This is a genomic window from Streptomyces sp. NPDC002671 (assembly GCF_053592475.1).
This window is the reverse complement of record NZ_JBSFVU010000021.1, coordinates 25,042-46,740: the sequence shown is the minus strand read 5'-3', so window position 1 is coordinate 46,740 and position 21,699 is coordinate 25,042. Positions and strand designations below refer to the sequence as shown.

The window sequence follows — 21,699 nt, the reverse complement described above, 5'->3', positions numbered from 1 at the left end:
CATGTCCGACACCCCGTCAGACACCCCCGAGACCGCCCGCCGGCCCGAGTGGACGGCCCTGGCCGACCACCGCGCCCAGGGCCGGCCGCACCTGCGCGACCTGTTCGCCGCGGACCCCGGCCGCGCCGAGCGGTACGTCGTGCGGGTCGGTGACCTGCACATCGACTACAGCAAGCACCTGATCACCGACGAGACCCTGGCCCTGCTCCAGGAACTCGCCGCCGCCACGGGCGTGTTCGGCCTGCGGGACGCCATGTTCCGCGGCGAGAAGATCAACATCACCGAGCGGCGGGCCGTGCTGCACACCGCGCTGCGTGCCCCGCGCGACGCGGTGATCGAGGTCGACGGCGAGAACGTCGTCCCGGCCGTGCATGCCGTGCTCGACAAGATGGCCGGCTTCGCCGACCGCGTCCGCTCCGGCGAGTGGACGGGCCACACCGGCAAGCCGATCAAGAACGTCGTCAACATCGGCATCGGCGGCTCCGACCTCGGCCCGGCGATGGCGTACGAGGCGCTGTGCCCGTACACGGCACGGGAGTTGACGTTCCGCTTCGTGTCCAACGTGGACGGCGCCGACCTGCACGAGGCCACCCGCGACCTGGACCCGGCCGAGACACTGTTCGTCGTCGCGTCCAAGACCTTCACCACGATCGAGACGATCACCAACGCCACCTCGGCGCGGTCCTGGCTGCTTCAGGCTTTCGAAGGCGACGAGAAGGCCGTGGCGAAGCACTTCGTGGCGCTGTCCACGAACGCGGAGAAGGTCACCGAGTTCGGCATCGACCCGGACAACATGTTCGAGTTCTGGGACTGGGTCGGCGGCCGGTACTCGTACGACTCCGCGATCGGCCTGTCGTTGATGATCGCCATCGGCCCGGACCGCTTCCGCGAGATGCTCGACGGCTTCCACCTGGTCGACGAGCACTTCCGCACCGCACCCGCCGAGGCCAACGCCCCGCTGCTGCTCGGCCTGTTGGGCATCTGGTACGGCAACTTCCACGACGCCCAGTCGCACGCCGTGCTGCCCTACAGCCACTATCTGTCCAAGTTCACCGCGTACTTGCAGCAGCTGGACATGGAGTCCAACGGCAAGTCGGTGGACCGCGCCGGACGCCCCGTGACCTGGCAGACCGGTCCGGTGGTCTGGGGCACTCCGGGCACCAACGGGCAGCACGCCTACTACCAGTTGATCCACCAGGGCACGAAGCTGATCCCGGCGGACTTCATCGGCTTCGCCCGGCCGGTCGCCGAGCTGAGCGGTGAACTGAAGGCTCAGCACGACCTGTTGATGGCCAACTTCTTCGCCCAGACCCAGGCCCTCGCCTTCGGCAAAACGGCCGACGAGGTCCGCGCCGAGGGAGTGCCCGAGGAGCAGGTGGCGCACCGCACCTTCCGCGGCGACCACCCGACCACGACGATCCTCGCGACGGAACTGACCCCGTCCGTCCTCGGCCAGCTGGTCGCCCTCTACGAGCACAAGGTGTTCGTCCAGGGCGCCGCCTGGAACATCGACTCCTTCGACCAGTGGGGCGTCGAACTGGGCAAGGTCCTGGCCAAGCGCGTCGAACCCGCCCTGACCCAGGGCGCAGACGTGCCCGGTCTCGACGCGTCCACCACGGCCCTCGTCGCCGCCTACCGCACTCTCAAGAACGCTCAGGAGAACTGATCATGCAGCTCGGACTCATCGGTCTCGGCAAGATGGGCGGCAACATGCGCGAGCGCATCCGCCGCGCCGGCCACACCGTCATCGGCTACGACCGCAACCCCGAAATCTCCGACGTCAAGAGCCTCGAAGAACTCGTCGAGAAGCTCGACGCGCCGCGTACCGTCTGGGTGATGGTGCCGGCCGGCACTGCCACCCAGACCGTCGTCGACGAGCTGAAGGACCTGCTCTCCCCCGGTGACACGGTGGTCGACGGCGGCAACTCCCGCTGGACGGACGACGAGAAGCACGCCGCCGAACTCGGCATCAAGGGCATCGGCTTCGTCGACGCGGGCGTCTCGGGCGGCGTGTGGGGTCTGCAGAACGGCTACGCGCTCATGGTCGGCGGCGAGAAGGAGAACGTGGACCGGCTGCGGCCGATCTTCGAGGCGCTCAAGCCGGAGGGCCCGTACGGCTATGTCCACGCGGGCCGGGTCGGCGCCGGGCACTTCTCGAAGATGGTCCACAACGGCATCGAGTACGCCATGATGCAGGCCTACGCCGAGGGCTGGGAGCTGCTGGAGAAGGTCCACTCGGTGGAGAACGTCCGCGAGGTCTTCCGCTCCTGGCAGGAGGGCACCGTCATCCGCTCCTGGCTGCTCGACCTCGCGGTCAACGCCCTGGACGAGGACGAGCACCTGGAGAAGCTGCGCGGCTACGCGGAGGACTCCGGTGAGGGCCGCTGGACCGTCGAGGCGGCCATCGACAACGCGGTCCCGCTGCCCGCGATCACCGCGTCCCTGTTCGCCCGGTTCGCCTCGCGGCAGGACGACTCCCCGCAGATGAAGATGATCGCGGCGCTGCGCAACCAGTTCGGCGGGCACGCCGTGGAGAAGAAGGACTGAGCACCGTGGGTGACCTTCTGCTGGTCCGCCACGGCGAGACGGAGTGGAGCCTGTCGGGACAGCACACCAGCTTCACCGACCTGCCCCTGACCACGCACGGCGAGGAACAGGCCAAGTCCCTCGCCCCGCTGCTCACCGGACGGACCTACGCCCTCGCCCTGACCAGCCCGCTGGGACGCGCGATACGCACCGCCGAACTGGCGGGCCTGGCCGGGGCCGTGCCCGACGCCGACCTGCACGAGTGGGACTACGGCGGCTACGAGGGCATCACCACCGCCGAGATCCACCGGACCCGGCCCAGCTGGAACCTGTGGACCGACGGGGTGCCGCCCGGCCCCGAGGGGCACCCGGGCGAGTCGCCGGAGCAGGCCGGGGCACGCGCCGACCGGGTCCTCGCCCGCGTGGACGCGGCCCTGGCCGAGGGGGACGTCGTCCTCGTCGCCCACGCCCACTTCCTGCGGGTGCTCACCGCCCGCCGGCTGGGCCTGCCGCCCGCCGAGGGCAAGCTGTTCCAGCTCGCCACCGGCACGGTCAGCCGGCTGTCCACGGAGCACGGGCGGCCCGTGATCGCCGAGTGGAACAGGCGCCCGTAACCGCGCTTGCCCCGCGGCAACACCCCTGCCCCGCGGCCCGGTTCACCCCGTGTGAGCCGGGCCGCAGCGGTACACCAGCCGGGTCGTCCGGCCGTCGGGGTCGTAGGCGGCGGGCGGGACGCGCGTGCAGTGGGCGGCGGTCCAGCGCAGCAGCTGCCCGGCCGGGGTGTGGGCCCGTCGCGAGTGGGGCTTCAGATCGGCGCGCGCCATGACGACGTAGTGCAGCCGCCCGGAGTCGATCAGCTGCCGGAAGGCCTGGGGGGTGGGGTACGGGACCTGGCCGGTGTAGCCGCCCATCGGCAGGACGGGGGCGTTCGCGGCGATGATGTAGGGCGCGGCGGCCTGCCAGCTGGGGACGGCCGCCAGATAGCGGGCGCCGTCCCGGTGCGCGGTCAGATACGCGAGCAGTCGCCGGTGTTCGGAGCCGAGCCGGGACAGGGCGGTGCGGTTGCGCACGCTGGTCGGGCCGACGCGGCCGAAGCCGCCGGGCTCGTTGTAGCGCGGGGAGAGCGCCGAGGCGGACCACACGGCGGGGATCAGCAGCACGGCGGCCAGGCCGATGGCGAGAGCGGCGCGGTGGCGCGCGGCGAACAGGCACAGGGCGAGCAGGCCGAGAACGACGGCGGCGGGCGCCGTCCAGGCGAAGAAGTGCGGGTACCACAGGGCCAGGGCCGCGCACCAGGCGACGTCGACGGCCAGGACCGCGGGCAGCGCCCAGGTCCGCCGGGCGCCCTGGACGACCCCGGCGGCGGCGAGCGCGGACAGGGCCACCGCGACGACGCCCAGGTAGTAGGTGTGGCCGGTCACGCTGCCGAAGCTGAACGCCGCGAAGAACGTCGCCAGCCACACCCCCCACAGCAGGTGCCCGGCGAGCAGCCGGTCGGTGCGCGGCGCCCGGCGCCGGTACAGCGCCAGCAGACCGGCCGCCAGGCCGAACGCCGCCAGCGGATACAGCCAGCCCGTCTGGGTGGCGAGGCCCGGGCTGAACATCTTCCCGGCGCCGTCACCCATGCCGGCCGCCAGCGGCCCGCTCGGGTGGGCCGAGGAGTCGGCCACGATGCTGCCGCTGCCGGCCGCGTCGACGCCGACGGCGTGAAAGCGGGTCAGGAAGTTGTAGCCGACGACCATCGCGTACGGCGAGTCGTTGCTGGTGCCGTCGATGTACGGGCGGCTCCCGGCCGGGGCGAGGGCCGCCACCAGCATCCACGACGCCGACACGACCACGGTCACCGCGCCGGCCAGGGCGACGTGGCCGATCCGGCGCCGCAGCGCGGCGGGGGCGGTGGCGAGGTAGGTCACGGCCAGCGCGGGCAGCACCGCCCACGCCTCCAGCATCTTGCACTGGAAGGCCACGCCCACCCAGGCGCCCGCGAGCAGCAGCGGGCGCAGACGGGCCCGTTCGGCGGCCCGCCAGGTGGCCTCGGCGGCCAGCAGCAGGAGCAGCACGAACGGCGCGTCCTCGGTGATCGAACGGCCGAGGCCCACCGTGACCGGCGTGAGGGTGAAGAAGGCGGCGGCCAGCAGTCCGGCCCGGACTCCGGCCCAGCGGCGCACGAGCAGGTGCAGCAGCACGACGCAGCCGGCCATCTCCAGCGCCTGCGGCAGCACCAGCGCCCACGGGTGGAAACCGAAGACCAGCGCCGACAGCGCCTGCGGCCACAGGAAGCCGGGCAGCTTGTCCAGGGTGATGGAGTTCGCCGGGTCGAAGGAGCCGTAGAAGAAGGCGCTCGGGCTGTCGGTCATGCTGCGCACGGCCGCCGCGTAGAACGCGTGGTACGTGCTGTGGTCGAGGCCCCACAGGCACAGCACGGCGGCGAGCGCGGCGAGACCGGCGAGCACCGGGCGCTCGTAGCTGTCGGCGGGGTTACGGGGCGCTCGGGCACGGGCCGCGTGCGTGCGGGCCCCTGAGGTGCGGGCGGGGGACGGTGGCACGGACGGTGGTGCGGGCGACGGCGCGCCGAGGCTCAGGTGCGGCTCGTGGGCAGGACTCGGCATGGACGGACTTCCAGACATCACGGGGATCTCACGTCCGCGACGCAGGGCGCACCCGGACCGTGGTGAGTATCGGCCGCCGCGCGAGTGCCCGGCCACTGCCGCGGCCACGTCTCACCGAGGTCTCACCGGCACCACACCGTCCCCTTCACCAGGGACTTCACCGGCTTGGACCCCGGCGGCGGGGCTCCTCCTACAATCACGGGCACGCGTGCGGGCGCTCCGGCCCGCACACTTCTTCCGGCCGAAGGAACCCGATGACCAGCGTCGACGAACCGGTACGTCCCGGCGGACGGGTGCGCGACGCCGCCCGCACGAAGGCCGAGATCCTCGACGTGGCGACCCAGGAGTTCGCGCGGGCCGGCTACGACGGGGCCCGGGTCGACGAGATCGCGGCCCTCACCCGCACCACGAAGCGGATGATCTACTACTACTTCGGCGGCAAGGAACAGCTGTTCACCGCGGTGCTGGAGCGGGCGTACGGGGTGATCCGCGAGGCCGAGCAGCAGCTGGACCTCGACCATCTGGACCCGGTCGCGGCGATCCGGCGGCTGGCCGAGCTGACCTTCGACCACCACGAACGGCACCCGGACTTCATCCGCCTGGTCAGCATCGAGAACATCCACGGAGCCGTGCACATCACGGCCTCCGGGAAGCTGGGGAAGATCGGCTCCCCGACACTGGAGGTGATCCGCCGCATTCTGGCCGCCGGGCAGGAGTCCGGGCTGTTCAGGGCGGACGTGGACGCGGTCGACCTGCAGGCGATGATCAGCTCGTTCTGCTTCTTCCGGGTCACGGGCCGGCACACCTTCGGCGCCCTGTTCGGCCGGGACCTGCTGCACCCGGCACAGCGCGGGCGCTACCGGGCCATGCTCGGCGACATGGTGATCGCCTACCTCACGGCTGAGCGCGCCACGGACTGACGTCAGCTCGCGGTGTCCACGGCGGCGTCCAGGAGCGGCCCGAGTTCACGGACCACGGTGTTCAGGGGCCGTACGTCGCGTTCGGCTCGGGCCATCACGATCGCGCCCTCCAGGGTGCTGATCATCAGCGTGGCGAGGGAGCCGGCGCGGGCGGCCGGTACGCCCATGCCGGTGAGGGCCTCGGCGAGCGGGCCGAGCCAGGCGGCGAAGGCGGAGGCGGCGGCCTCGCGGGTGGAGGCGCCTGCGTTCGCGCAGTCCACGGTCGCGGCGGCGACGGGGCAGCCCCCGGCGAACCCCTCCATCTCGTACTCGTCGCTCCACTGGGCGGCCATGGCGGCGAACAGGCCGCTCGGGGACGGCTCCTCCAGTCCCGCCAGGAATCGCGCGATCCGCCGTCCCGCGTACCGACCCGCCCACTCCACGGCCTCGTTGACCAGCTGTTCCTTGCCACCCGGGAAGTAGTGCTGGAGGGAGCCGCGCGGGGCGTCGGCATGGGCGGCGACGTCGCGCATGCCGGTCGCGGTGACTCCGTCGCGCCGGATGAGCTGGGCCGCGCTGAAGACCATCCGCTCGCGCGGTCCGTGCCGCGGCTGTGCCATGGCCGACCTCCGATCCTTGCCCGCCCCACTCTATGACCGGCGTCATAACGCCCGCTACTATGACCGCTGTCATAGTCGGTCCGTCGGGTGAAGGGCGGCCCCCGTGAACGTCGACAATGCCGGAGACATCGGAAACGTCGGTTTCATCGGTCTCGGAGTGATGGGTCAGCCGATGGCGCTGCGGCTGGCCGCCGCCGGCACACCGCTCGTGGTGTGGAACCGGACCCCGCAGCGCGCGGAGCCGTTGCGTGCGGCCGGCGCGGCGGTGGCGGCGGACGCCGACGAGGTGTTCGCGCGGGCCGGCACGGTGCTGCTGATGCTCGCCGACGAGGCGGCGGTCGACGCCGTCCTCGGCCGTGGCACCCCGGCGCCGGCCGGTCGGCTCGCCGGGCGTGTCGTCGTCCATATGGGCACCACTTCGCCGGAGTACTCCCGCGCGCTGGAGGCCGACGTCCGCGCGGCGGGCGGGAGGTACGTCGAGGCGCCCGTCTCCGGGTCGCGGGTTCCGGCGGAACAGGGGCGGCTGGTGGCATTGCTCGCGGGCGAAGACGCCGCCGTGGCCGCCGTACGGCCGCTGCTCGCACCGCTGTGCCGGAAGACGTTCGGGTGCGGGCCCGCGCCGAACGCCCTGCTGATGAAGCTGGCCGTCAACCTGTTCCTGATCACCCAGGTGACCGGGCTGACCGAGGCGTTCCACTTCGCCGAGCGGCAGGGCCTGGACCCGCGGCTGTTCCTGGACGTGCTGGACGCGGGCCCCATGGCCAGCGACGTCTCGCGGATGAAGGCGCCCAAGCTGCGGGACGGGGACTACGGGGTGCAGGCCGCCGCCCTCGACGTCCTGAAGAACAACCGGCTCATCGCCGAGGCCGCCCGCGAGGCCCGTCTCGCCTCGCCGCTCCTCGACGTCTGCCACGCCCTGTTCGAGGAGACCGTGGCGCAGGGGCACGGCGGCGAGGACATGGTCGCCGTGCTCCGCGCGATCGAGACGCGGACCGCCGGGGCGCCGTAGCTCAGCTCCGGGGCACCCCGTAGGCCCGCTCGACGTGCAGGCGCAGCACCAGCCGGCGGTCGCGGACCATGGCGGCCCGGTAGTCGTCCCAGTCCGGGTGCTCACCGACGATGTCCCGGTACAGCCGGACCAGTTCCTCCACGGTGTCGTCGTACGGGTCCTGGGCGACCGCAGACAGCTCGGCCGTCCCCTCCGCGACGGTGTACGCCCAGCGGTCGGCGCTGGTCACGTGGTACGAGGCCCGGGGGTCGCGGCGCAGGTTGCGGGTCTTGGCGCGGTCGTCCGTGACGGAGACGCGGATGATCCGCTCGTCGGGGTAGTAGGCGTGGCCGACATTGGACAACTGGGGGCGGCCGTCACGCTTCAGGGTGACCAGCACACCGCCGTGACCTTCGGAGAGCAACTTCAGCAGGATGTCCTGCGTCGGGTCCTGACTCATACTCGGGTCAACTCGCGGGGGCGGGCCGCGCATTCCCGCAGGCGGCAGCCGATGGACTGTATGCAGTGGGCGAGCGACAGGCGACCGGCGATCGCATACAGGACGCGAAATACGGCATACGACATACGGCGTCCCCGCGTGCGGCGTCGCGTCGATCACACACACCGTGATGAACCGTCGACTCCCGGTGTGCCTGGGGCACGATGAGCGCCGGGTCGTCCCGGCCGAGCCTGCCGGACCGCACCCGTACGACGAGACCGGAGGAGAGCGATGGCACGGCTGAGGCAGGAAGTCGACCCGGGCGAGGCCGGGCTGGACGCGCAGGCGCTGGACCGCCTCGACCAGCACTTCGCCCGGTACGTCGACGAGGGCCGGCTGCCCGGCTACCTGGTGGCTGTGACCCGGGGCGGCAAGGTCGCCCATCTCACCACGTACGGGCAGCGCGATGTCGCCGCGGGTCTGCCGGTGGCGGCGGACACGCTGTGGCGGATCTACTCCATGACCAAGCCGGTCACCGCCGTCGCGGTGCTGCTGCTGGTGGAGCAGGGCGCGCTGTCTCTGGACGACCCGGTCGGCCGGTACCTGCCCGCCTTCGCCAACCCACGTGTGTACGAGGGTGGTTCGGGAGCCGAGGTACGCACCCGCGCGGCGGACGGTCCGATCCTGGTCCGGCATCTGCTCACCCACACCGTGGGGTTGACCTTCGCGTTCTACCATCACCACCCCGTCGACGCCCTGTACCGGGAGGCGGGCCTGGAGTACTCGGTACGGCCGGGGGCCGATCTCGCCGAGACGACCGACGCGTACGCGAGCCTGCCGCTGCAGTTCGAGCCGGGCACGCAGTGGAACTACTCGGTCGCCTCCAATGTGCTGGGCCGGCTCGTCGAGGTGGTGTCCGGGGTGCCGCTGGACACGTTCTTCGCCGAGCGGATCTTCCGTCCGCTCGGCATGAACGACACCGGCTTCCACATCCTCCCCGAACAGGCCGGGCGGCTGGCCGAGTTGTACCGGGAGACCGACGACGGCGGGATCGAGCCGGTGGCCGGGCTGCCGGTGCACCGCAGGCCGCGGTTCCTGTCCGGCAGCGGCGGGCTGGTCTCCACGGCGTACGACTTCCACCGGTTCATGGAAATGCTGCGCCGGGGCGGCGAGTTGGACGGCACCCGGCTGCTGTCGCCGGGCACGGTCGCCCTGATGACCCGCAACCAGCTGCCCGGCGGCGCGATCCTGCCCTCCTTCGGCGCCCCGGTCCACCGCGAACCGGCCTACGGAGGCCTCGGCTTCGGCTTCAACGTCTCCGTGGTGGTCGACCCGGCCCGCACCCTCGCCCCGTCCGGCCTGGGCACCTACGGGTGGACCGGAGCCGCCACCACCGCCTTCTGGATCAACCCGAGCCACGGTGTGACCGTCCAGTTCATGACCCAGGTACGGCCGAAGAAGCTGAAGGTCTTCCCGGAGCTGCGGCGGCTGGTGCACGAGGCGCTGACGGAGTGAAGGCCGGCCACGGCCCGAAGGTCCACTCGGCTGCCTCCTTCACTCCTCATGAACCACGAGCCGCTCAGGAGCCATGAGCCACGGCGTCCAGATGGGGCAGATGGTGGTCGAGGCGCTCCCGCTTGGTCCGAAGATAGGTGATGTTGCTCTCGCACGGCTCGATCAGCAGCGGCACCTGTTCGGCCACCTGGATGCCGTGCCGGACCAGCGCCTCCCGTTTGCGGGGGTTGTTGGACATCAGCCGTACCGAGCGCACCCCGAGGTCGTGCAGGATCTCGGCGGCGACGCCGTAGTCGCGGGCGTCGACGGGCAGGCCGAGCGCGAGGTTCGCCTCCACCGTGTCCAGGCCCTCCGCCTGCAGGGCCATCGCACGCAGCTTGGCGAGCAGCCCGATGCCGCGGCCCTCGTGGCCCCTCAAGTAGACGACGATGCCGCTGCCTTCGGCGACGACCGCACGCAGGGCGGACGCCAGCTGGTCGCCGCACTCGCAGTGCCGGGAGCCGAACGCGTCCCCGGTCAGGCACTCCGAGTGCAGCCGGGTCAGCACGTTCTCGGTGCCGATGTCCCCGTGGACGAGGGCCACTTGCTCGTCACCGCGGTCGTGGTCCAGGTAGCCGATCGCCTGGAATTTCCCGTACACGGTGGGCAGCGGCGCATTCACGACGCGTTCCGCGCCCGATCGCCGTGGGGTCTTCTTGCGGAGTGCGACGCTGTTTTCTGTCATGATCTGATTCCTAAAACAGAGACGAAAGGCCGGAAAGTGATGAGTGGTTCGGGCTCGCGGACGACCGCCTTCGGAGTAATCCCGGCGGACACGACGGAGGACGTACGGGCGCGTGGAGCGGCAGCGGCCGGTTCACCTCAGGTCGCCGTCCTTCCCGTAGGGAGCTTCGAACAGCACGGTCCCTTCCTGCCGTTGGCGACCGACACGCTCGTCGCGTGTGCCGTGGCGCGGGAGCTCGCCGCCGCGTACCCGGTGCACCTCCTCCCTCCGGTGACGGTCTCCTGCTCGCACGAGCACGCGGCCTGGCCGGGGACCGTCAGCATCTCCGCCGTGACCCTCCACGCGGTGGTCGGTGACATCGCGGCCTCGCTGCGCCGCTCCGGCGTCGACGCGCTCGTCGTGGTCAACGGGCACGGCGGCAACTACGTCCTGGGCAACGTCGTCCAGGAGGCCTCCGCGCGCGGGGAGCGGATGGCGCTGTTCCCGGCGGCCGAGGACTGGGAGGCCGCCGTTCGCCGGGCCGGGGTGGTCACTTCGCTGCTCTCCGACATGCACGCGGGGGAAATCGAGACCTCGATTCTGCTGCACGCTCATCCCGAATTCGTCCGCTCTGGTTACGAGTCCGCGGATTTCACCGCCGACGACCGCCGTCATCTGCTCACCCTGGGAATGTCCGCCTATACCGAATCGGGTGTCATCGGCCGGCCTTCCCTCGGCTCGGCGGAAAAGGGCAGGGAACTGCTGGCGAGCCTGGTGGAATCCTTCGGAGCGTACGCCCGGCTGCTCACCTCGGGCGACGGCCCGGAGCGGGCCGGAGGGCCGGCGCAGGGGTGATCAGGGGTGCGGGCAAGGGGGTCGGCGCGCAGCCCGGCCCCCCAGCGGGCGACGAGAACGACCGCGCCGGGCAGGCTCGCCACGAAGCTGAGCACCCCGTACACCACGGCGACCGCGACCCCGTTGCCCGCGCCGAGCCCCGCCGCGCCGAACGCCCAGGCGGTGACTCCCTCGCGGGGGCCGAAACCGCCCACGTTCAGCGGCAGTCCCATGGCGAGCAGGGCGAGGACCGCGAGCGGCAGCAGTACGGCGACGGAGGCGGCGGATCCGGCGACCCGGGCCGCGACCACGAACATGGCGAGGTGCCCGGCCAGTACGACGACGGAGGACAGCCAGATGCCCGGCCCGCCCCGGCGGGACAGCAGACCCCGGCGGGCATCACCGAAGGCCGAGCGCAGGGCCCCGCCCCCTGAGGAGGACGCCCGGTTCATACGGACGGCGACGACGACGGCGAGCGCGCCCGCCGCGCCGAGCGCCACCAGTGGGGCGGCATCGCGCACGGTGTCCCGGACCGGGGACGGCAGTACGAGCAGCAGCACGGCCCCGCACACGGCCAGCGCGATCTGCCCGGCGACCCGCTCCAGGACGACTGCGTTCACGCCGCGCCGCATGTCACCGGCGCTCCGACCGTGCCGTACCGCACGGTGCACGTCGCCGACCACCCCTCCGGGCAGGGCCGCGTTCAGGAACAGCGCCCGGTAGTAGTCCGCGACGGCGGGCCCGAGCGGCAGCCGGATCCCCAGCTCCCGGGCCACCAACTGCCAACGCCACGCGCTGCACACGGTGGTGACCCCGCCGATGCCCGACGCCACGAGCAGCGTTGCGAGGTCGATCCGCCGCAGCCCGTCCAGGAGGACACCGGTACCCAGCCGCCACAGGACCAAGGCGAGGATCACAACACCGGCGACGGTCCCGAAGTGGGAACGCAGGGCCGAGAGTTGTGCGCGGGCGGAGGGCCGCGGGGATGCCGGAACGGCATCGCGCAACGGCTGCTTCGGCAGGGGCCCGGCCTGTGCCGCTCGCGTGCTCATGACGCGCCGTCCGCCGGCCGGGCCAGCGCCAGCAGGTCGCTGTGGTGGACCACCACCCGCAACTCCCCCGCCTCGCAGGCGGCCAGCCGCTCCCGCAGGTAGCGCTCGGCGGGCTCGGCCAGTGCGGGCCGCTGTTCGACGGCCGCGCCCACCCAGCCGCGCAGCCACTGCGCGGTCAGCGCGGACTGCTCGGGACCGAGCCGCCAGGGGCTCGGGTGCACCCGTACCGTCGCCCCGCGCTCGGCGAACGCCTCCCCCGCCACCGCCACCGCGTCCGGGCCGAGCATTCCGGTGCGCCGTTGGTGGGCGTTGAACGCCTCGGCGATCTCGGCGTCCAGCGGGTCGGACGGGGTGAGTTCGACGCGGCCCGCGACGGACAGGGTGAGCAAGGCGGGGCAGCCGGCCCCGGCGCAGGCGTCGGCGAGGGTGACGACCTCCTCGCGGGTGAGTACGTCGAGCAGCGCGGAGGCGGTCACCAGGGAAGCCCCGGTCAGCGCCTGCGCGGTCAGCCGGCCGAGGTCACCGCGGCGCGTCTCGACCGTGACCCGGGCGCCGTCGGCGGCGGACCGGGGGGACCCGGCTGCGGCGAAGTGCAGCAGGTAGGGGTCACGGTCGTGCAGGATCCAGTGCTGGGCGCCGTCCAGACGGGGAGCCAGCCAGCGGCCCATCGAGCCGGTGCCGCAGCCCAGGTCGTGCACGACCAGACCGCCGGCCCGGCCCGCCGGTCCGGCCGGCCCCCTGCGCAGCGGGTCGAGCAGCTCGTGCGCCCGCGCCGCCGCGTCGGCCGGCTCCCGCAGCCGCAGCCACTCGGGCGCGTACCGCGGCGGCTCCTCGGGGCCACGGCCGCCGTCGCGCAGGCGTACGGTGGCCCGCTCACCGGGCGGGGCGACGGGGCCGGCACCGGCGATGACCGGGGAGGCGTGCTCGCCTGGTCCGCCACGGGCAGCCGTACCATGTCCGCCGCCGTCCATATCCTGCCTCTCCACCTGCATCTCCGCCTGCATCTCCGCCTGCATCTCCGCCTGCATCTCCGTCCCGCCGCTCATGCCGCCCTCCCCGCCGTGCCGGAGAGCCGTTGCAGGACCGCGGCCAGGCTGCGGGCGGTCGTCGCCCAGCCGTCGAGGGCCGAACGGCGGCTCCGCGCGGCGGACTTCAGGCGGCGCCGTACGCCGGTCTCGCCGAACCAGTCGCGCAGCTCCGCGGCGAGCGCGGCGGGGTCCTGCGGCGGGACCAGGATGCCGGGCACGCCGCCGTCGGGGGCGCGGCCGAGCGCTTCCGGCAGGCCGCCGACGTCGGTCGCGAGGACGGGGATGCCGCGGGCGAGGGCCTCGGTGACCGCCATGCCGTACGTCTCGGCACTGGAGGCGAGGACCGTCAGGTCGGCGGCGGCGTAGGCGGCGTCGAGGGCGGCGCCGGAGCGCGGCCCGGTCAGGTGCAGCCGGTCCGTCAGCCCGTGCTCGGCGATCAGGGCGCGCACCCGCGCGACGTACGCGGGATCGTGGGCGAGTCCGCCGACGCACTCGCAGGTCCAGGGCAGGTCCCGTACCGCGGCGAGGGCCTCGACCAGTCGGTGCTGGCCCTTGCGCGGGGTCACGGATGCCACGCACAGCAGGCGGGAGACGCCGTCGGTACCGGGCGCGAGGGGGGCGATGTCGGCGCCGGGGGCGGCGACGTGCACCCGTTCGGGGGCGAGTCCGTGGTGGGAGACCAGGCGGCGGACGGCCCACTCGCTGGTGGCGATCACCGCGGGCACCGCCCGCAGCACGTCCCGCTCGCGGGCGTCGAGGCGGGCGGCCAGGGCCGGGCCGAGACCGGTCTCATCGCCGAGGGGCAGGTGCACCAGCACCGCGAGCCGCAGCCGCCCGGCCTCGGGGACGACAATCTCCGGGACCGCGCAGGCGACCAGGCCGTCGAGCAGGACGACGGAGTCGTCCGGCAGGCCCGCCAGGGTGCGGGCGAGGCCCTCGCGGTCGGCCCGGGCGGGGCGCGGCCAGTCGCCGGGCGCGGTGTGCCGCTCGGCCCGCCAGCCGAAGCCGGGCAGGTCGAGGCAGACCCGGCGGTCGTAGGCGTTGCCGCCGCTGGGCGCGGCCGGGTCGTCGACGCCGCCCGGCATGACGAAGTGCACGGTGCGCAGGCACATGGGGACGCTTCTGACGGCCAGGCCGGCCGACTCGGTCAGGGCGGTCACGTCGCCGAGGTCGCTCACGTCGGTCACAGGCCACGCTCATAACTCGCCCAGGCGATGTGCGACTCGTGCAGGGTGACGGTGATGCCCGCGAGGCCCTTGGCACCTTCGCCGAGGGCGCCCTTGTGGACGCGTTCGGCGAGCCTGTCGGCGATGACCTTGGCGAGGTACTCGGTGGAGGTGTTGATCCCCGCGAATTCGGGCTCGTCGTCGAGGTTGCGGTAGTTCATCTCGCCGACGACGGTGCCCAGTTCCCGGGTGGCCAGGCCGATGTCGACGACGATGTTGTCCTCGTCCAGCTGTTCGCGGCGGAACGTGGCGTCCACGAGGAACGTGGCGCCGTGCAGGCGCTGTGCGGGCCCGAACACCTCGCCGCGGAAGCTGTGGGCGATCATGAGGTGATCGCGGACGGTGATGCTGAACAACGGACGGCCCTCCAGGTGCGCGGCGTCTGGTGCCCCCGCGGTTGCTGAACCGGTTCCTGACGGGGGCTGACGAGTAGTACGGCTCTTCGCTTCCCCGTGTTCAGCCCTCTCTCACTCCTTTCCCGACTCGGTCCGTGCCCTTTTTCTCAGGTCAGGGCCGCATCGCCGTACTTGATGCGGTGGCACAGGGCCGGGATCTCACCGGACGCGAGCTTCGGCATGACCTCGGGGAGTTCCTCGAAGGCGCTCTCCCCGGTGACGAGCGCGTCCAGCGCCGGATCGGCGAGCAGGTCGAGTGCGAGGGCCATCCGGTCGGCGTAGGTGCGGCCGGGGCGGGCGGCCGGGGAGACGGTGCCGACCTGGCTGGCGCGCACGGTGAGCCGGCGGGAGTGGAAGGCCTCGCCGAGCGGCAGGGCGACGCGCCGGTCGCCATACCAGCTCAGTTCCACGACCGTGCCCTCGGCGGCGAGGAGTTCGAGGGAGCGGGCCAGGCCCGCTTCGGTGGCGCTGGCGTGGACGACGAGGTCGCAGCCGCCGAGGGCGTTTGCGGGAGTGGCGAAGTCGACGCCGAGCGCTGCGGCGGTCCGCGCGCGGGCCGGGTCGGCGTCGACGAGCTGCAGTCGTACGCCCGGGAAGCGGGCGAGCAGCGCGGCCACCGAGCAGCCGACCATGCCGCCGCCGATCACCGCGATCCGGTCTCCTGCCAGCGGCGCGGCGTCCCACAGGGCGTTGACGGCGGTCTCCACGGTACCGGCGAGCACGGCCCGCCCGGCGGGCACCCGTTCCGGCACGACGGTCACCGCGCTCACCGGAACGACGTAACGGCTCTGATGCGGATACAGGCAGAAGACCGTACGGCCGATCAGCGCATCCGGCCCCTCCTCGACGACCCCGACGTTCAGGTAGCCGTACTTCACGGGACCGGGGAAGTCGCCCTCCTGGAAAGGTGCCCGCATCAGGGTGTGCTGGGACTGCGGAACCCCGCCGCGGAACACCAGTGTCTCCGTGCCCCGGCTGATCCCGGAGTACAGGGCGCGCACCAGCACCTCCCCGTCGGCGGGCTCCGGCAGGGTGAGGTCACGCAGCTCGCCGTGGCCGGGCGAGCGGAGCCAGAACGCGCGAGCCGGGCGGTTCATCGGCATCCTCCTGAACGATGGGGTAGTTGTCCACGTACCGAGAAGTGCACAGGCCGCGCACAGTACGCGGCGTTGATCGACTCTGTCACTCGGCCGGAGGGTGAGCGGTGGCCCTGAACAACACGTACGACGCGAGGCCGGTCCAGCAGGAGACCGCGGTGGGAGCGGGCGTGCAGATCCTGCTGCTCGCCCTGCTGGGCGCGGCGATCGGCCTTGGGCCTGCGGGCTGGCTGACGGGCCTCGCGTTCGCGTTCGCCACCTGGGCGGTCCTCTCCCGCGCCCTGCGCCGCTCCCGGCCGCGCTCGTTCGGGCCCGCCAACCGGGTCACGCTCGGCCGGGCCACCCTGGTCGGCGGGGTGACGGCGCTGGTCGCGGACTCCTTCGCGAGCTCGCCGCCGGTCACCGTGCTGGTCGCCCTGACGACGGTGGCGCTGCTGCTGGACGGTGTCGACGGCAAGGTGGCCCGGCGCACCGGTACCTCCACCGCGCTCGGGGCCCGCTTCGACATGGAGGTGGACGCTTTCCTGATCCTGGTGCTGAGCGTGTACGTGTCGATGCGGCTGGGCCCGTGGGTGCTGCTGATCGGCGGTATGCGGTATGCATTCGTCGCGGCGGCCCGTGTCGCCCCCTGGCTGAACGCTCCGCTGCCGCCGTCCTTCGCCCGTAAGACGGTCGCCGCGATCCAGGGTGTCTGCCTCCTGGTGGCGGGCTCCGAACTGCTGCCGCCCATGGCCGACGTGGCGATCGTGGCGCTGGCCCTGGGCTCGCTGGTGTGGTCCTTCGGCCGGGACGTGCTGTGGCTGTCGCGCAGCTCCCGTGCGGGCGCGGACGAGGCGCCGGCGGAGCGGAGGCTGCTGGAGCAAGCGGCGCGCTGAGGACACACGAGGGCCCGGACCGGCTGCCGGTCCGGGCCCTCGGTCTGTCGTCCGTGGGCGGGGTTACGACCGCGCGGAGCGGCTGCGTACGACGGCGAAGGCCCCCGCCGCCAGACCCAGTACGCCGACCACGAGCCCGGCGATGCCCAGCCCGCGGGCCGTGGAGTCGCTGGTGTCGGCGGCCTTGGTGGTGCTGTTGCTCTGGGCGGGGGCCGGTGCGGCGGTCTCCGCGCCCGCCGTGAGCTTGAGCACCGGCGCCGGGTTCTCCGGCTCCTCCCCACCGTCCGGCGCCTCGATCCAGCGGGCGACCTTGCCGTCGGAGTAGGTCTGCAGCGTCTTGAACGTCAGCTGGTCGGTGTCGTCCGGCAGTTGCCCGAAGGCGACGTCGAAGTCCTCGTACTGTCCGGCGCCGATCTTCCCGCCCGTGAAGGTGATCTCGGAGACGGCCTCGGTGATGGTGCCGTCGTCGGTCTTGACCGGCGTCTTGAGCTTGGTGGTGGTCACCTTGGGGGTCCAGCCGTCCTGCGGGTGGACGAGGACGCCGAGGACCGGGTGGTCGGTGGGCAGGAAGACCTGCACCTTGGTGGTGGAGGCGCTGTCCTCTTCGCCCGGGACGCGGAAGGTGAGCACGCCGTCCGTGGCTCCCTTGGCGTAGCTCTCCGGGTGGACGGTGACGTGCGCGGAGGCGACGCCGGCCGCGGCGAGGACTCCGGCGGCGGTCAGGGCGGTGACGGTTGCGGCGCGGCGCAGCACCGTGCGGGTCGTGGACATGGGTGAGTGGATCTCCGTACGAGTGAAGGAAGTTGACAGGTCAGCTCGGGTACGGGATCGGGGCCGGGGGTCCGCGGCGGCTCACGGCGTGCCGCAGCCGGAGCATGCGCGCCGGCGGGGGGTCGGCGGGGACCTGTGGACCGCGGCCGGCGGGCGCGGGCAGTGGGGCGTCCCGCCACCAGGCGGCCAGGCCGGGTACGAGGGCGGCGGTGCGGCGCAGCAACGACCACAGCGCGGCCTCGCCCCGACGCAGCCACCAGGCGGCGGCGAGGGCGGCGAGGAGGTGGGCGGGCAGTGCGTGCAGGTGGGCGTCCGCGCCGGACGCCTCGGCCGTGCCGCCGCCGGGCGAGGTCGCCAAGCGCACCGTGGTGGCGGGGACGGCCGCGTCGAAGGCGAGGTGCAGGCCCGCCTGGACGGCGAGCATCGCCCCGCCGATGCCCGGCAGGGACCGCTCCCGCCCGCCCAGCGCCCAGCTGCACGCGAACACGGCGAGGAATCCGGCGCCGTCGGCCCACAGGGGCGGCAGCACGCCCATGCCCAGCCCGTGTCCGGCGACGGCCAGCAGCACGCACACCGCGGCGAACACCGCGGCACGCAGCCCCCGTACCGCCGCCGACGCACTCATCGTGGGGAATCTTCCCACGCCGCGGCACGCGCCACGACGGCCAGACCGGGCGGTTGCGCTCCGCCCGGCCGGCCGTCCCCCGTGGTGTTACGGGCATCCGGCCGTGCCGGTCAGCCCTTCTGCTCCACCCGCACCCAGTCGATCTCGGCCTGCGCGCCCTGGGCCGCGATCCTGTCGACGCTCGACTGCGGCAGGCCCCAGTAGGGGCTGGTGACGTGGTTCCAGCCGGCCGGGTAGGCGCCGCCGAGGGCGAGGTTCAGGATGACGTACTGGTCGTGGTCGAAGACCCACTTGCCCCGGGTGGACTCCAGCTTGTTGCGGGTCGTCTCCTGCACCAGGCGGTCGTCGACGTGGAAACGCATCGCCGTCGGGGTCCATTCGACGGCGTACGTGTGCCACTGGTCGGCGGTGCCGCCGTTCGGATAGGTCTGGCGGGCGCCGATGTTGCCGTCCGCCGCATAGCCGGGGCCGTGCAGCGAGGTGCTCGTCCAGTCCGGGTATCCGATGTTCTCCATGATGTCGGTCTCGCCGGACGCGGGCCAGGACACGGACGGGTCGTCCACGTTGCTGCCCAGCAGCCAGAAGGCGGGCCAGAAGCCGTCACCGACGGGCAGTTTCATCCGGGCGCTGACGCGGCCGTAGGTGAAGTCGAGGTGGGTGTGGGTGTCGATGCGGCCGGAGGTGAAGTCGTAGGTGCCGCCGCCCGCCCGGGTGCAGCCCTTGCAGTAGTTCGCCTTGAGGATCAGGCTGCCGCCCTGCGTGCGGACGGTGTCGGTGGAGTCGGTGTACGCCTGCGACTCGCCGTTGACCGATCCGAGCTCCGTACCGGTGCGCACCACCCGCCACTTGGACCGGTCGAGCGCGGCGCCGGTGAAGTCGTCGAAGAACGTCGTGCGGTAGGTGCCCGACTGGTCGGCGGGGAGCGCCGGATAGGCGGCAAGGTCGCTGCCGCCGGTGCCCCATACCTGGAACTCGTAGAGGGAGTAGCCGAATTGGGCGGTGGCGGGTGCCGGGTTGTAGAAGGAGCGGCGCTCCTTGCCGAGCATGCGGACGTAGCGGCCGGTCACGGGCGAGGGCAGTTTGACGGTGTCGTGCAGGCCGGCCGCGTCGGACGGGGAGGTGACGTCGGCGCGGCGGGCGGCGATCTCGGCCGGCGACGGTTCGTAGACCGTACGCCAGGTGCGGTTGTCGTCGGACACCTGTAGCTGATAGTCGACTGCGTACGCCGCCTCCCAGTACAGGTCCATACTGTCGATCGTCGACTGTGTACCGAGGTCCACCGACACCCACCGGTCCGTGTTCCAGTCGCTGGACCACCGGCTCGTGTCGCCCTTGAGGTCGGCCGGCCAGCCCCCGTCCGTGAGGAACGCCGGTGAGTGGCCCGCGTCCTGGTAGTAGTCGGAGTAGGCCGGGTGGTTCAGGGCGAGGTCGGTGCGGGACGTCGACGCGGGTGCGGGTTCGCCGCCGTAGACCTTGAAGCTCCACAGCGAGTAGCCGAAGGGCGTGCCCCGTTCGAGGCCGCGCAGGCGGACGTAGCGGCCGGTGACCTCCTGCGGGTAGGTGTGCGCGGTGACGGAACCGCCGGTGCCGGCGGTCTCGGTGTAGAAGGGGGTCCAGTCGGTGCCGTTGTCCGACACCTCCAGGACGTACCGCTTGCCGTAGGCGGCCTCCCAGTCGAGGCTGACCCGGTCGACGCGGATCCTGCTGCCCAGGTCGATGCGGATCCAGGCATCGTCGGCGAAGTTGCTGGACCAGCGGGTGGAGCCGTTGCCGTCGACGGCGAGGTTCGGGGTGAGGCCCGCGTTCTCGCTGCCGGAGGCGGTGACGGCAGCCGGGTTCACGGCGTAGGCGGCAGCCGCGCGGTCGGTGTCCCAGCTGACCGCGGCGGCGGAGGAAGCGGCGGCGACGGGGGCGGGGGCGGCCAGGGCCGGCCCGGAGGCGAGCAGGACCGCGGCGGCCATGACGGCTGCGGCGGTGAATGCGGTATGCGATGTGGGGAACATCGTATGCGGCATACGGAATGACATGAGCGGATCTCTCCTTGTGGGGTGGGAGGTGCTCCGGGGTGCTGCTCCTTGTGCTGCCTCCGGGCCGGCCCAGGCTCAGGCGGCCCGGCGGGTCTGGCCGCGGTGGACGCGGACGAGGTCCGCGTACCGGTGCCCGCTGCCCTTGATCGTGCGGACCTGGGTGCGGTAGTCGACGTGGACCAGGCCGAACCGCTTGGCGTAGCCGTACGCCCACTCGAAGTTGTCCAGCAGGGACCAGGCGAAGTACCCGGCGAGCGGGGCGCCCTTGCGGGCCGCCGCGGCGCAGGCGGCGAGGTGCGCCTCCAGGTAGTCCTGGCGCTCGGGGTCGTCGATGCTGCCGTCGGGGCGGACCCCGTCCGGGAAGGCGGAGCCGTTCTCGGTGACGTAGATCTTCCGTGCCCCGTACTCCTCGGTGAGCCTCAGCAGCAGCGTCTCGATGCCGCTCGCGTCGATCTCCCAGTCCATGCCGGTGCGCGAAACGCCCGGCCGGCGCACGGAACGCGCGCGCGGGGCGGGCCCCGCGGGGTCGTCGGCGACGTACGCGGGGAAGTAGTAGTTCAGGCCCAGCCAGTCCAGCGGTGCCGCGATGGCCTCCAAGTCACCGGCCTGTTCCGGGAGTTCGATGCCGTACACCTCGCGCATGTCGGCGGGGAAGCCGCGGCCGTGCACCGGGTCCAGCCACCAGCGGTTGACGTGCCCGTCGTGGCGGCGGGCGGCGGCCACGTCCTCGGGACGGCCGGTGGCGGGGTGCACGGTGGAGAGGTTGTTGACGATGCCGACCTGTGCGCCGGGGGCGGCGGCGCGGATCGCCTGCGTGGCCAGCCCGTGGCCGAGCAGCAGGTGGTAGGAGGCGCGCACGGCGGCGGTCAGGTCGGTCACGCCGGGGGCCATCGTGCCCTCCAGGTGGCCGATCCAGGCCGAGCAGGAGGGCTCGTTGAGCGTGGCGAAGTGGGTGACTCGGTCGCCCAGGCGGGCGGCGACGACCGAGGCGTATTCGGCGAACGCGAGGGCGGTCTCGCGCGCGGGCCAGCCGCCGCGGTCCTGGAGCACCTGCGGGAGGTCCCAGTGGTAGAGCGTGACGGACGGGGTGATGCCGGCCTCCAGCAGGGCGTCCACCAGCCGGTCGTAGAAGGCGAGACCCCCGGGGTTGACCGGGCCGTCGCCACCGGGCCGCACGCGCGGCCAGGCGACCGACAACCGGTAGGCGTTGACGCCCAGTTGGCGCATCAGGCCGATGTCCTCGCGCCAGCGGTGGTAGTGGTCGCAGGCGACGTCGCCGTTGTCGTCGTTCGCGATCTTGCCCGGGGTGTGCGAGAAGGTGTCCCAGATCGACGGCGACCTGCCGTCCTCGGCGACGGCCCCTTCGATCTGGTACGCCGCTGTGGCCGTGCCCCACAGGAAGTCGTGCGGGAAGGCGGCGAGGTCGATACGTTCGGACACAGAAGTCCCTTCGGGATCAGGGGTGTTGGT

The 21,699-nt window shown here is 72.6% G+C and carries 20 protein-coding genes and 1 pseudogene; 8 read left to right on the top strand and 13 right to left on the bottom strand.

Features of this window, described 5'->3' with window-relative positions; translation table 11 throughout:
* Position 1 precedes the first annotated feature (1 nt).
* Genes pgi through ACWD35_RS29240 form a run of 3 tightly spaced genes read left to right on the top strand, consistent with a single transcriptional unit; the run spans position 2 to position 3,140 of the window.
* Positions 2 to 1,666, top strand: coding sequence for a glucose-6-phosphate isomerase (pgi, locus tag ACWD35_RS29250; RefSeq protein WP_451354309.1), 1,665 nt, complete (start codon positions 2 to 4; stop codon positions 1,664 to 1,666).
* Positions 1,667 to 1,668: 2 nt separating this feature from the next.
* Positions 1,669 to 2,547: a phosphogluconate dehydrogenase (NAD(+)-dependent, decarboxylating) gene (gene gnd, locus ACWD35_RS29245; protein WP_451354308.1), complete on the top strand. Its 879-nt coding sequence runs from the start codon at positions 1,669 to 1,671 to the stop codon at positions 2,545 to 2,547.
* 5 nt (positions 2,548 to 2,552) lie between these two features.
* Positions 2,553 to 3,140 (top strand): histidine phosphatase family protein, encoded by a 588-nt coding sequence (locus ACWD35_RS29240; RefSeq protein WP_451354307.1) that lies wholly within the window; start codon positions 2,553 to 2,555, stop codon positions 3,138 to 3,140.
* A 42-nt stretch (positions 3,141 to 3,182) separates the two neighbouring features.
* Here the strand turns inward: ACWD35_RS29240 and ACWD35_RS29235 are convergent, their stop codons facing one another.
* The gene (locus ACWD35_RS29235; protein ID WP_451354306.1) at positions 3,183 to 5,135 is read right to left on the bottom strand and encodes an ArnT family glycosyltransferase; all 1,953 of its coding nucleotides are present in this window, start codon (positions 5,133 to 5,135) and stop codon (positions 3,183 to 3,185) included.
* 254 nt (positions 5,136 to 5,389) lie between these two features.
* Here ACWD35_RS29235 and ACWD35_RS29230 point away from each other — a divergent pair, with 254 nt between their 5' ends.
* Positions 5,390 to 6,055, top strand: coding sequence for a TetR/AcrR family transcriptional regulator (locus ACWD35_RS29230; RefSeq protein WP_451354305.1), 666 nt, complete (start codon positions 5,390 to 5,392; stop codon positions 6,053 to 6,055).
* Between the two features lie 2 nt (positions 6,056 to 6,057).
* Here ACWD35_RS29230 and ACWD35_RS29225 read toward each other — a convergent pair whose 3' ends face one another.
* Entirely contained in the window at positions 6,058 to 6,654 is a 597-nt protein-coding gene (locus ACWD35_RS29225) for a TetR/AcrR family transcriptional regulator (protein ID WP_451354304.1), read from the bottom strand.
* Between the two features lie 127 nt (positions 6,655 to 6,781).
* Between ACWD35_RS29225 and ACWD35_RS29220 the strand changes: the two genes are divergently transcribed.
* Positions 6,782 to 7,663 (top strand): NAD(P)-dependent oxidoreductase, encoded by an 882-nt coding sequence (locus tag ACWD35_RS29220; protein WP_451354426.1) that lies wholly within the window; start codon positions 6,782 to 6,784, stop codon positions 7,661 to 7,663.
* 1 nt (position 7,664) lies between these two features.
* On the opposite strand, the gene ACWD35_RS29215 is transcribed toward ACWD35_RS29220, so the two are convergent.
* Positions 7,665 to 8,102, bottom strand: a complete 438-nt coding sequence (locus ACWD35_RS29215) for a PPOX class F420-dependent oxidoreductase (RefSeq protein ID WP_451354303.1) — start codon at positions 8,100 to 8,102, stop codon at positions 7,665 to 7,667.
* Between the two features lie 270 nt (positions 8,103 to 8,372).
* Here ACWD35_RS29215 and ACWD35_RS29210 point away from each other — a divergent pair, with 270 nt between their 5' ends.
* Entirely contained in the window at positions 8,373 to 9,596 is a 1,224-nt protein-coding gene (locus ACWD35_RS29210) for a serine hydrolase domain-containing protein (RefSeq protein WP_451354302.1), read from the top strand.
* 64 nt (positions 9,597 to 9,660) lie between these two features.
* Here ACWD35_RS29210 and ribA read toward each other — a convergent pair whose 3' ends face one another.
* Positions 9,661 to 10,320: a GTP cyclohydrolase II gene (gene ribA, locus ACWD35_RS29205; RefSeq protein ID WP_451354301.1), complete on the bottom strand. Its 660-nt coding sequence runs from the start codon at positions 10,318 to 10,320 to the stop codon at positions 9,661 to 9,663.
* A 39-nt stretch (positions 10,321 to 10,359) separates the two neighbouring features.
* On the opposite strand from ribA, the gene ACWD35_RS29200 reads away from it, so the two are divergent.
* Positions 10,360 to 11,154 (top strand): creatininase family protein, encoded by a 795-nt coding sequence (locus ACWD35_RS29200; RefSeq protein ID WP_451354300.1) that lies wholly within the window; start codon positions 10,360 to 10,362, stop codon positions 11,152 to 11,154.
* Between the two features lie 77 nt (positions 11,155 to 11,231).
* Here the strand turns inward: ACWD35_RS29200 and ACWD35_RS29195 are convergent.
* From ACWD35_RS29195 to ACWD35_RS29175, 5 genes and pseudogenes are all read right to left on the bottom strand, one after another.
* Positions 11,232 to 12,185: pseudogene (locus ACWD35_RS29195) on the bottom strand (lysylphosphatidylglycerol synthase transmembrane domain-containing protein); the annotation flags it as partial.
* Positions 12,182 to 13,156 (bottom strand): class I SAM-dependent methyltransferase, encoded by a 975-nt coding sequence (locus ACWD35_RS29190; protein ID WP_451354425.1) that lies wholly within the window; start codon positions 13,154 to 13,156, stop codon positions 12,182 to 12,184. The pseudogene ACWD35_RS29195 and the gene ACWD35_RS29190, both read right to left, overlap by 4 nt.
* A 71-nt stretch (positions 13,157 to 13,227) precedes the next feature.
* Positions 13,228 to 14,391, bottom strand: a complete 1,164-nt coding sequence (locus tag ACWD35_RS29185) for a glycosyltransferase family 4 protein (protein WP_451354424.1) — start codon at positions 14,389 to 14,391, stop codon at positions 13,228 to 13,230.
* A gap of 5 nt (positions 14,392 to 14,396) precedes the next feature.
* Positions 14,397 to 14,795 carry a 6-pyruvoyl trahydropterin synthase family protein gene (locus tag ACWD35_RS29180; protein WP_451354299.1) on the bottom strand — a complete coding sequence of 133 codons (399 nt, stop codon included), beginning with the start codon at positions 14,793 to 14,795 and terminating at the stop codon, positions 14,397 to 14,399.
* A gap of 146 nt (positions 14,796 to 14,941) precedes the next feature.
* Positions 14,942 to 15,931 carry a dehydrogenase gene (locus ACWD35_RS29175; protein ID WP_451354298.1) on the bottom strand — a complete coding sequence of 330 codons (990 nt, stop codon included), beginning with the start codon at positions 15,929 to 15,931 and terminating at the stop codon, positions 14,942 to 14,944.
* Between the two features lie 107 nt (positions 15,932 to 16,038).
* On the opposite strand from ACWD35_RS29175, the gene ACWD35_RS29170 reads away from it, so the two are divergent.
* The gene (locus ACWD35_RS29170) at positions 16,039 to 16,806 is read left to right on the top strand and encodes a CDP-alcohol phosphatidyltransferase family protein (RefSeq protein ID WP_451354297.1); all 768 of its coding nucleotides are present in this window, start codon (positions 16,039 to 16,041) and stop codon (positions 16,804 to 16,806) included.
* 63 nt (positions 16,807 to 16,869) lie between these two features.
* On the opposite strand, the gene ACWD35_RS29165 is transcribed toward ACWD35_RS29170, so the two are convergent.
* The 4 genes from ACWD35_RS29165 to ACWD35_RS29150 form a co-directional block, all read right to left on the bottom strand.
* Complete coding sequence (locus ACWD35_RS29165) at positions 16,870 to 17,577, bottom strand: YcnI family protein (RefSeq protein WP_451354296.1); 708 nt, start codon at positions 17,575 to 17,577, stop codon at positions 16,870 to 16,872.
* A 40-nt stretch (positions 17,578 to 17,617) separates the two neighbouring features.
* On the bottom strand, positions 17,618 to 18,202 hold the full coding sequence (locus tag ACWD35_RS29160) for a hypothetical protein (protein WP_451354295.1): 585 nt from the start codon (positions 18,200 to 18,202) through the stop codon (positions 17,618 to 17,620).
* A gap of 110 nt (positions 18,203 to 18,312) precedes the next feature.
* On the bottom strand, positions 18,313 to 20,205 hold the full coding sequence (locus ACWD35_RS29155) for a discoidin domain-containing protein (RefSeq protein ID WP_451354294.1): 1,893 nt from the start codon (positions 20,203 to 20,205) through the stop codon (positions 18,313 to 18,315).
* Between the two features lie 99 nt (positions 20,206 to 20,304).
* Positions 20,305 to 21,669, bottom strand: a complete 1,365-nt coding sequence (locus ACWD35_RS29150) for a GH1 family beta-glucosidase (protein ID WP_451354293.1) — start codon at positions 21,667 to 21,669, stop codon at positions 20,305 to 20,307.
* Between the last annotated feature and the right edge of the window lie 30 nt (positions 21,670 to 21,699).

Coding starts and splice junctions, on each gene's coding strand:
- ACWD35_RS29215 (WP_451354303.1), bottom strand. CDS start 8,102: ATGAGTCAGGACCCGACGCAGGACATCCTGCTGAAGTTGCTCTCCGAA.
- ACWD35_RS29230 (WP_451354305.1), top strand. CDS start 5,390: ATGACCAGCGTCGACGAACCGGTACGTCCCGGCGGACGGGTGCGCGAC.
- gnd (WP_451354308.1), top strand. CDS start 1,669: ATGCAGCTCGGACTCATCGGTCTCGGCAAGATGGGCGGCAACATGCGC.
- ACWD35_RS29160 (WP_451354295.1), bottom strand. CDS start 18,202: ATGAGTGCGTCGGCGGCGGTACGGGGGCTGCGTGCCGCGGTGTTCGCC.
- ACWD35_RS29200 (WP_451354300.1), top strand. CDS start 10,360: ATGAGTGGTTCGGGCTCGCGGACGACCGCCTTCGGAGTAATCCCGGCG.
- ACWD35_RS29165 (WP_451354296.1), bottom strand. CDS start 17,577: ATGTCCACGACCCGCACGGTGCTGCGCCGCGCCGCAACCGTCACCGCC.
- ACWD35_RS29235 (WP_451354306.1), bottom strand. CDS start 5,135: ATGCCGAGTCCTGCCCACGAGCCGCACCTGAGCCTCGGCGCGCCGTCG.
- ACWD35_RS29155 (WP_451354294.1), bottom strand. CDS start 20,205: ATGTTCCCCACATCGCATACCGCATTCACCGCCGCAGCCGTCATGGCC.
- ACWD35_RS29175 (WP_451354298.1), bottom strand. CDS start 15,931: ATGAACCGCCCGGCTCGCGCGTTCTGGCTCCGCTCGCCCGGCCACGGC.
- ACWD35_RS29210 (WP_451354302.1), top strand. CDS start 8,373: ATGGCACGGCTGAGGCAGGAAGTCGACCCGGGCGAGGCCGGGCTGGAC.
- ACWD35_RS29190 (WP_451354425.1), bottom strand. CDS start 13,156: ATGGACGGCGGCGGACATGGTACGGCTGCCCGTGGCGGACCAGGCGAG.
- ribA (WP_451354301.1), bottom strand. CDS start 10,320: ATGACAGAAAACAGCGTCGCACTCCGCAAGAAGACCCCACGGCGATCG.
- ACWD35_RS29225 (WP_451354304.1), bottom strand. CDS start 6,654: ATGGCACAGCCGCGGCACGGACCGCGCGAGCGGATGGTCTTCAGCGCG.
- pgi (WP_451354309.1), top strand. CDS start 2: ATGTCCGACACCCCGTCAGACACCCCCGAGACCGCCCGCCGGCCCGAG.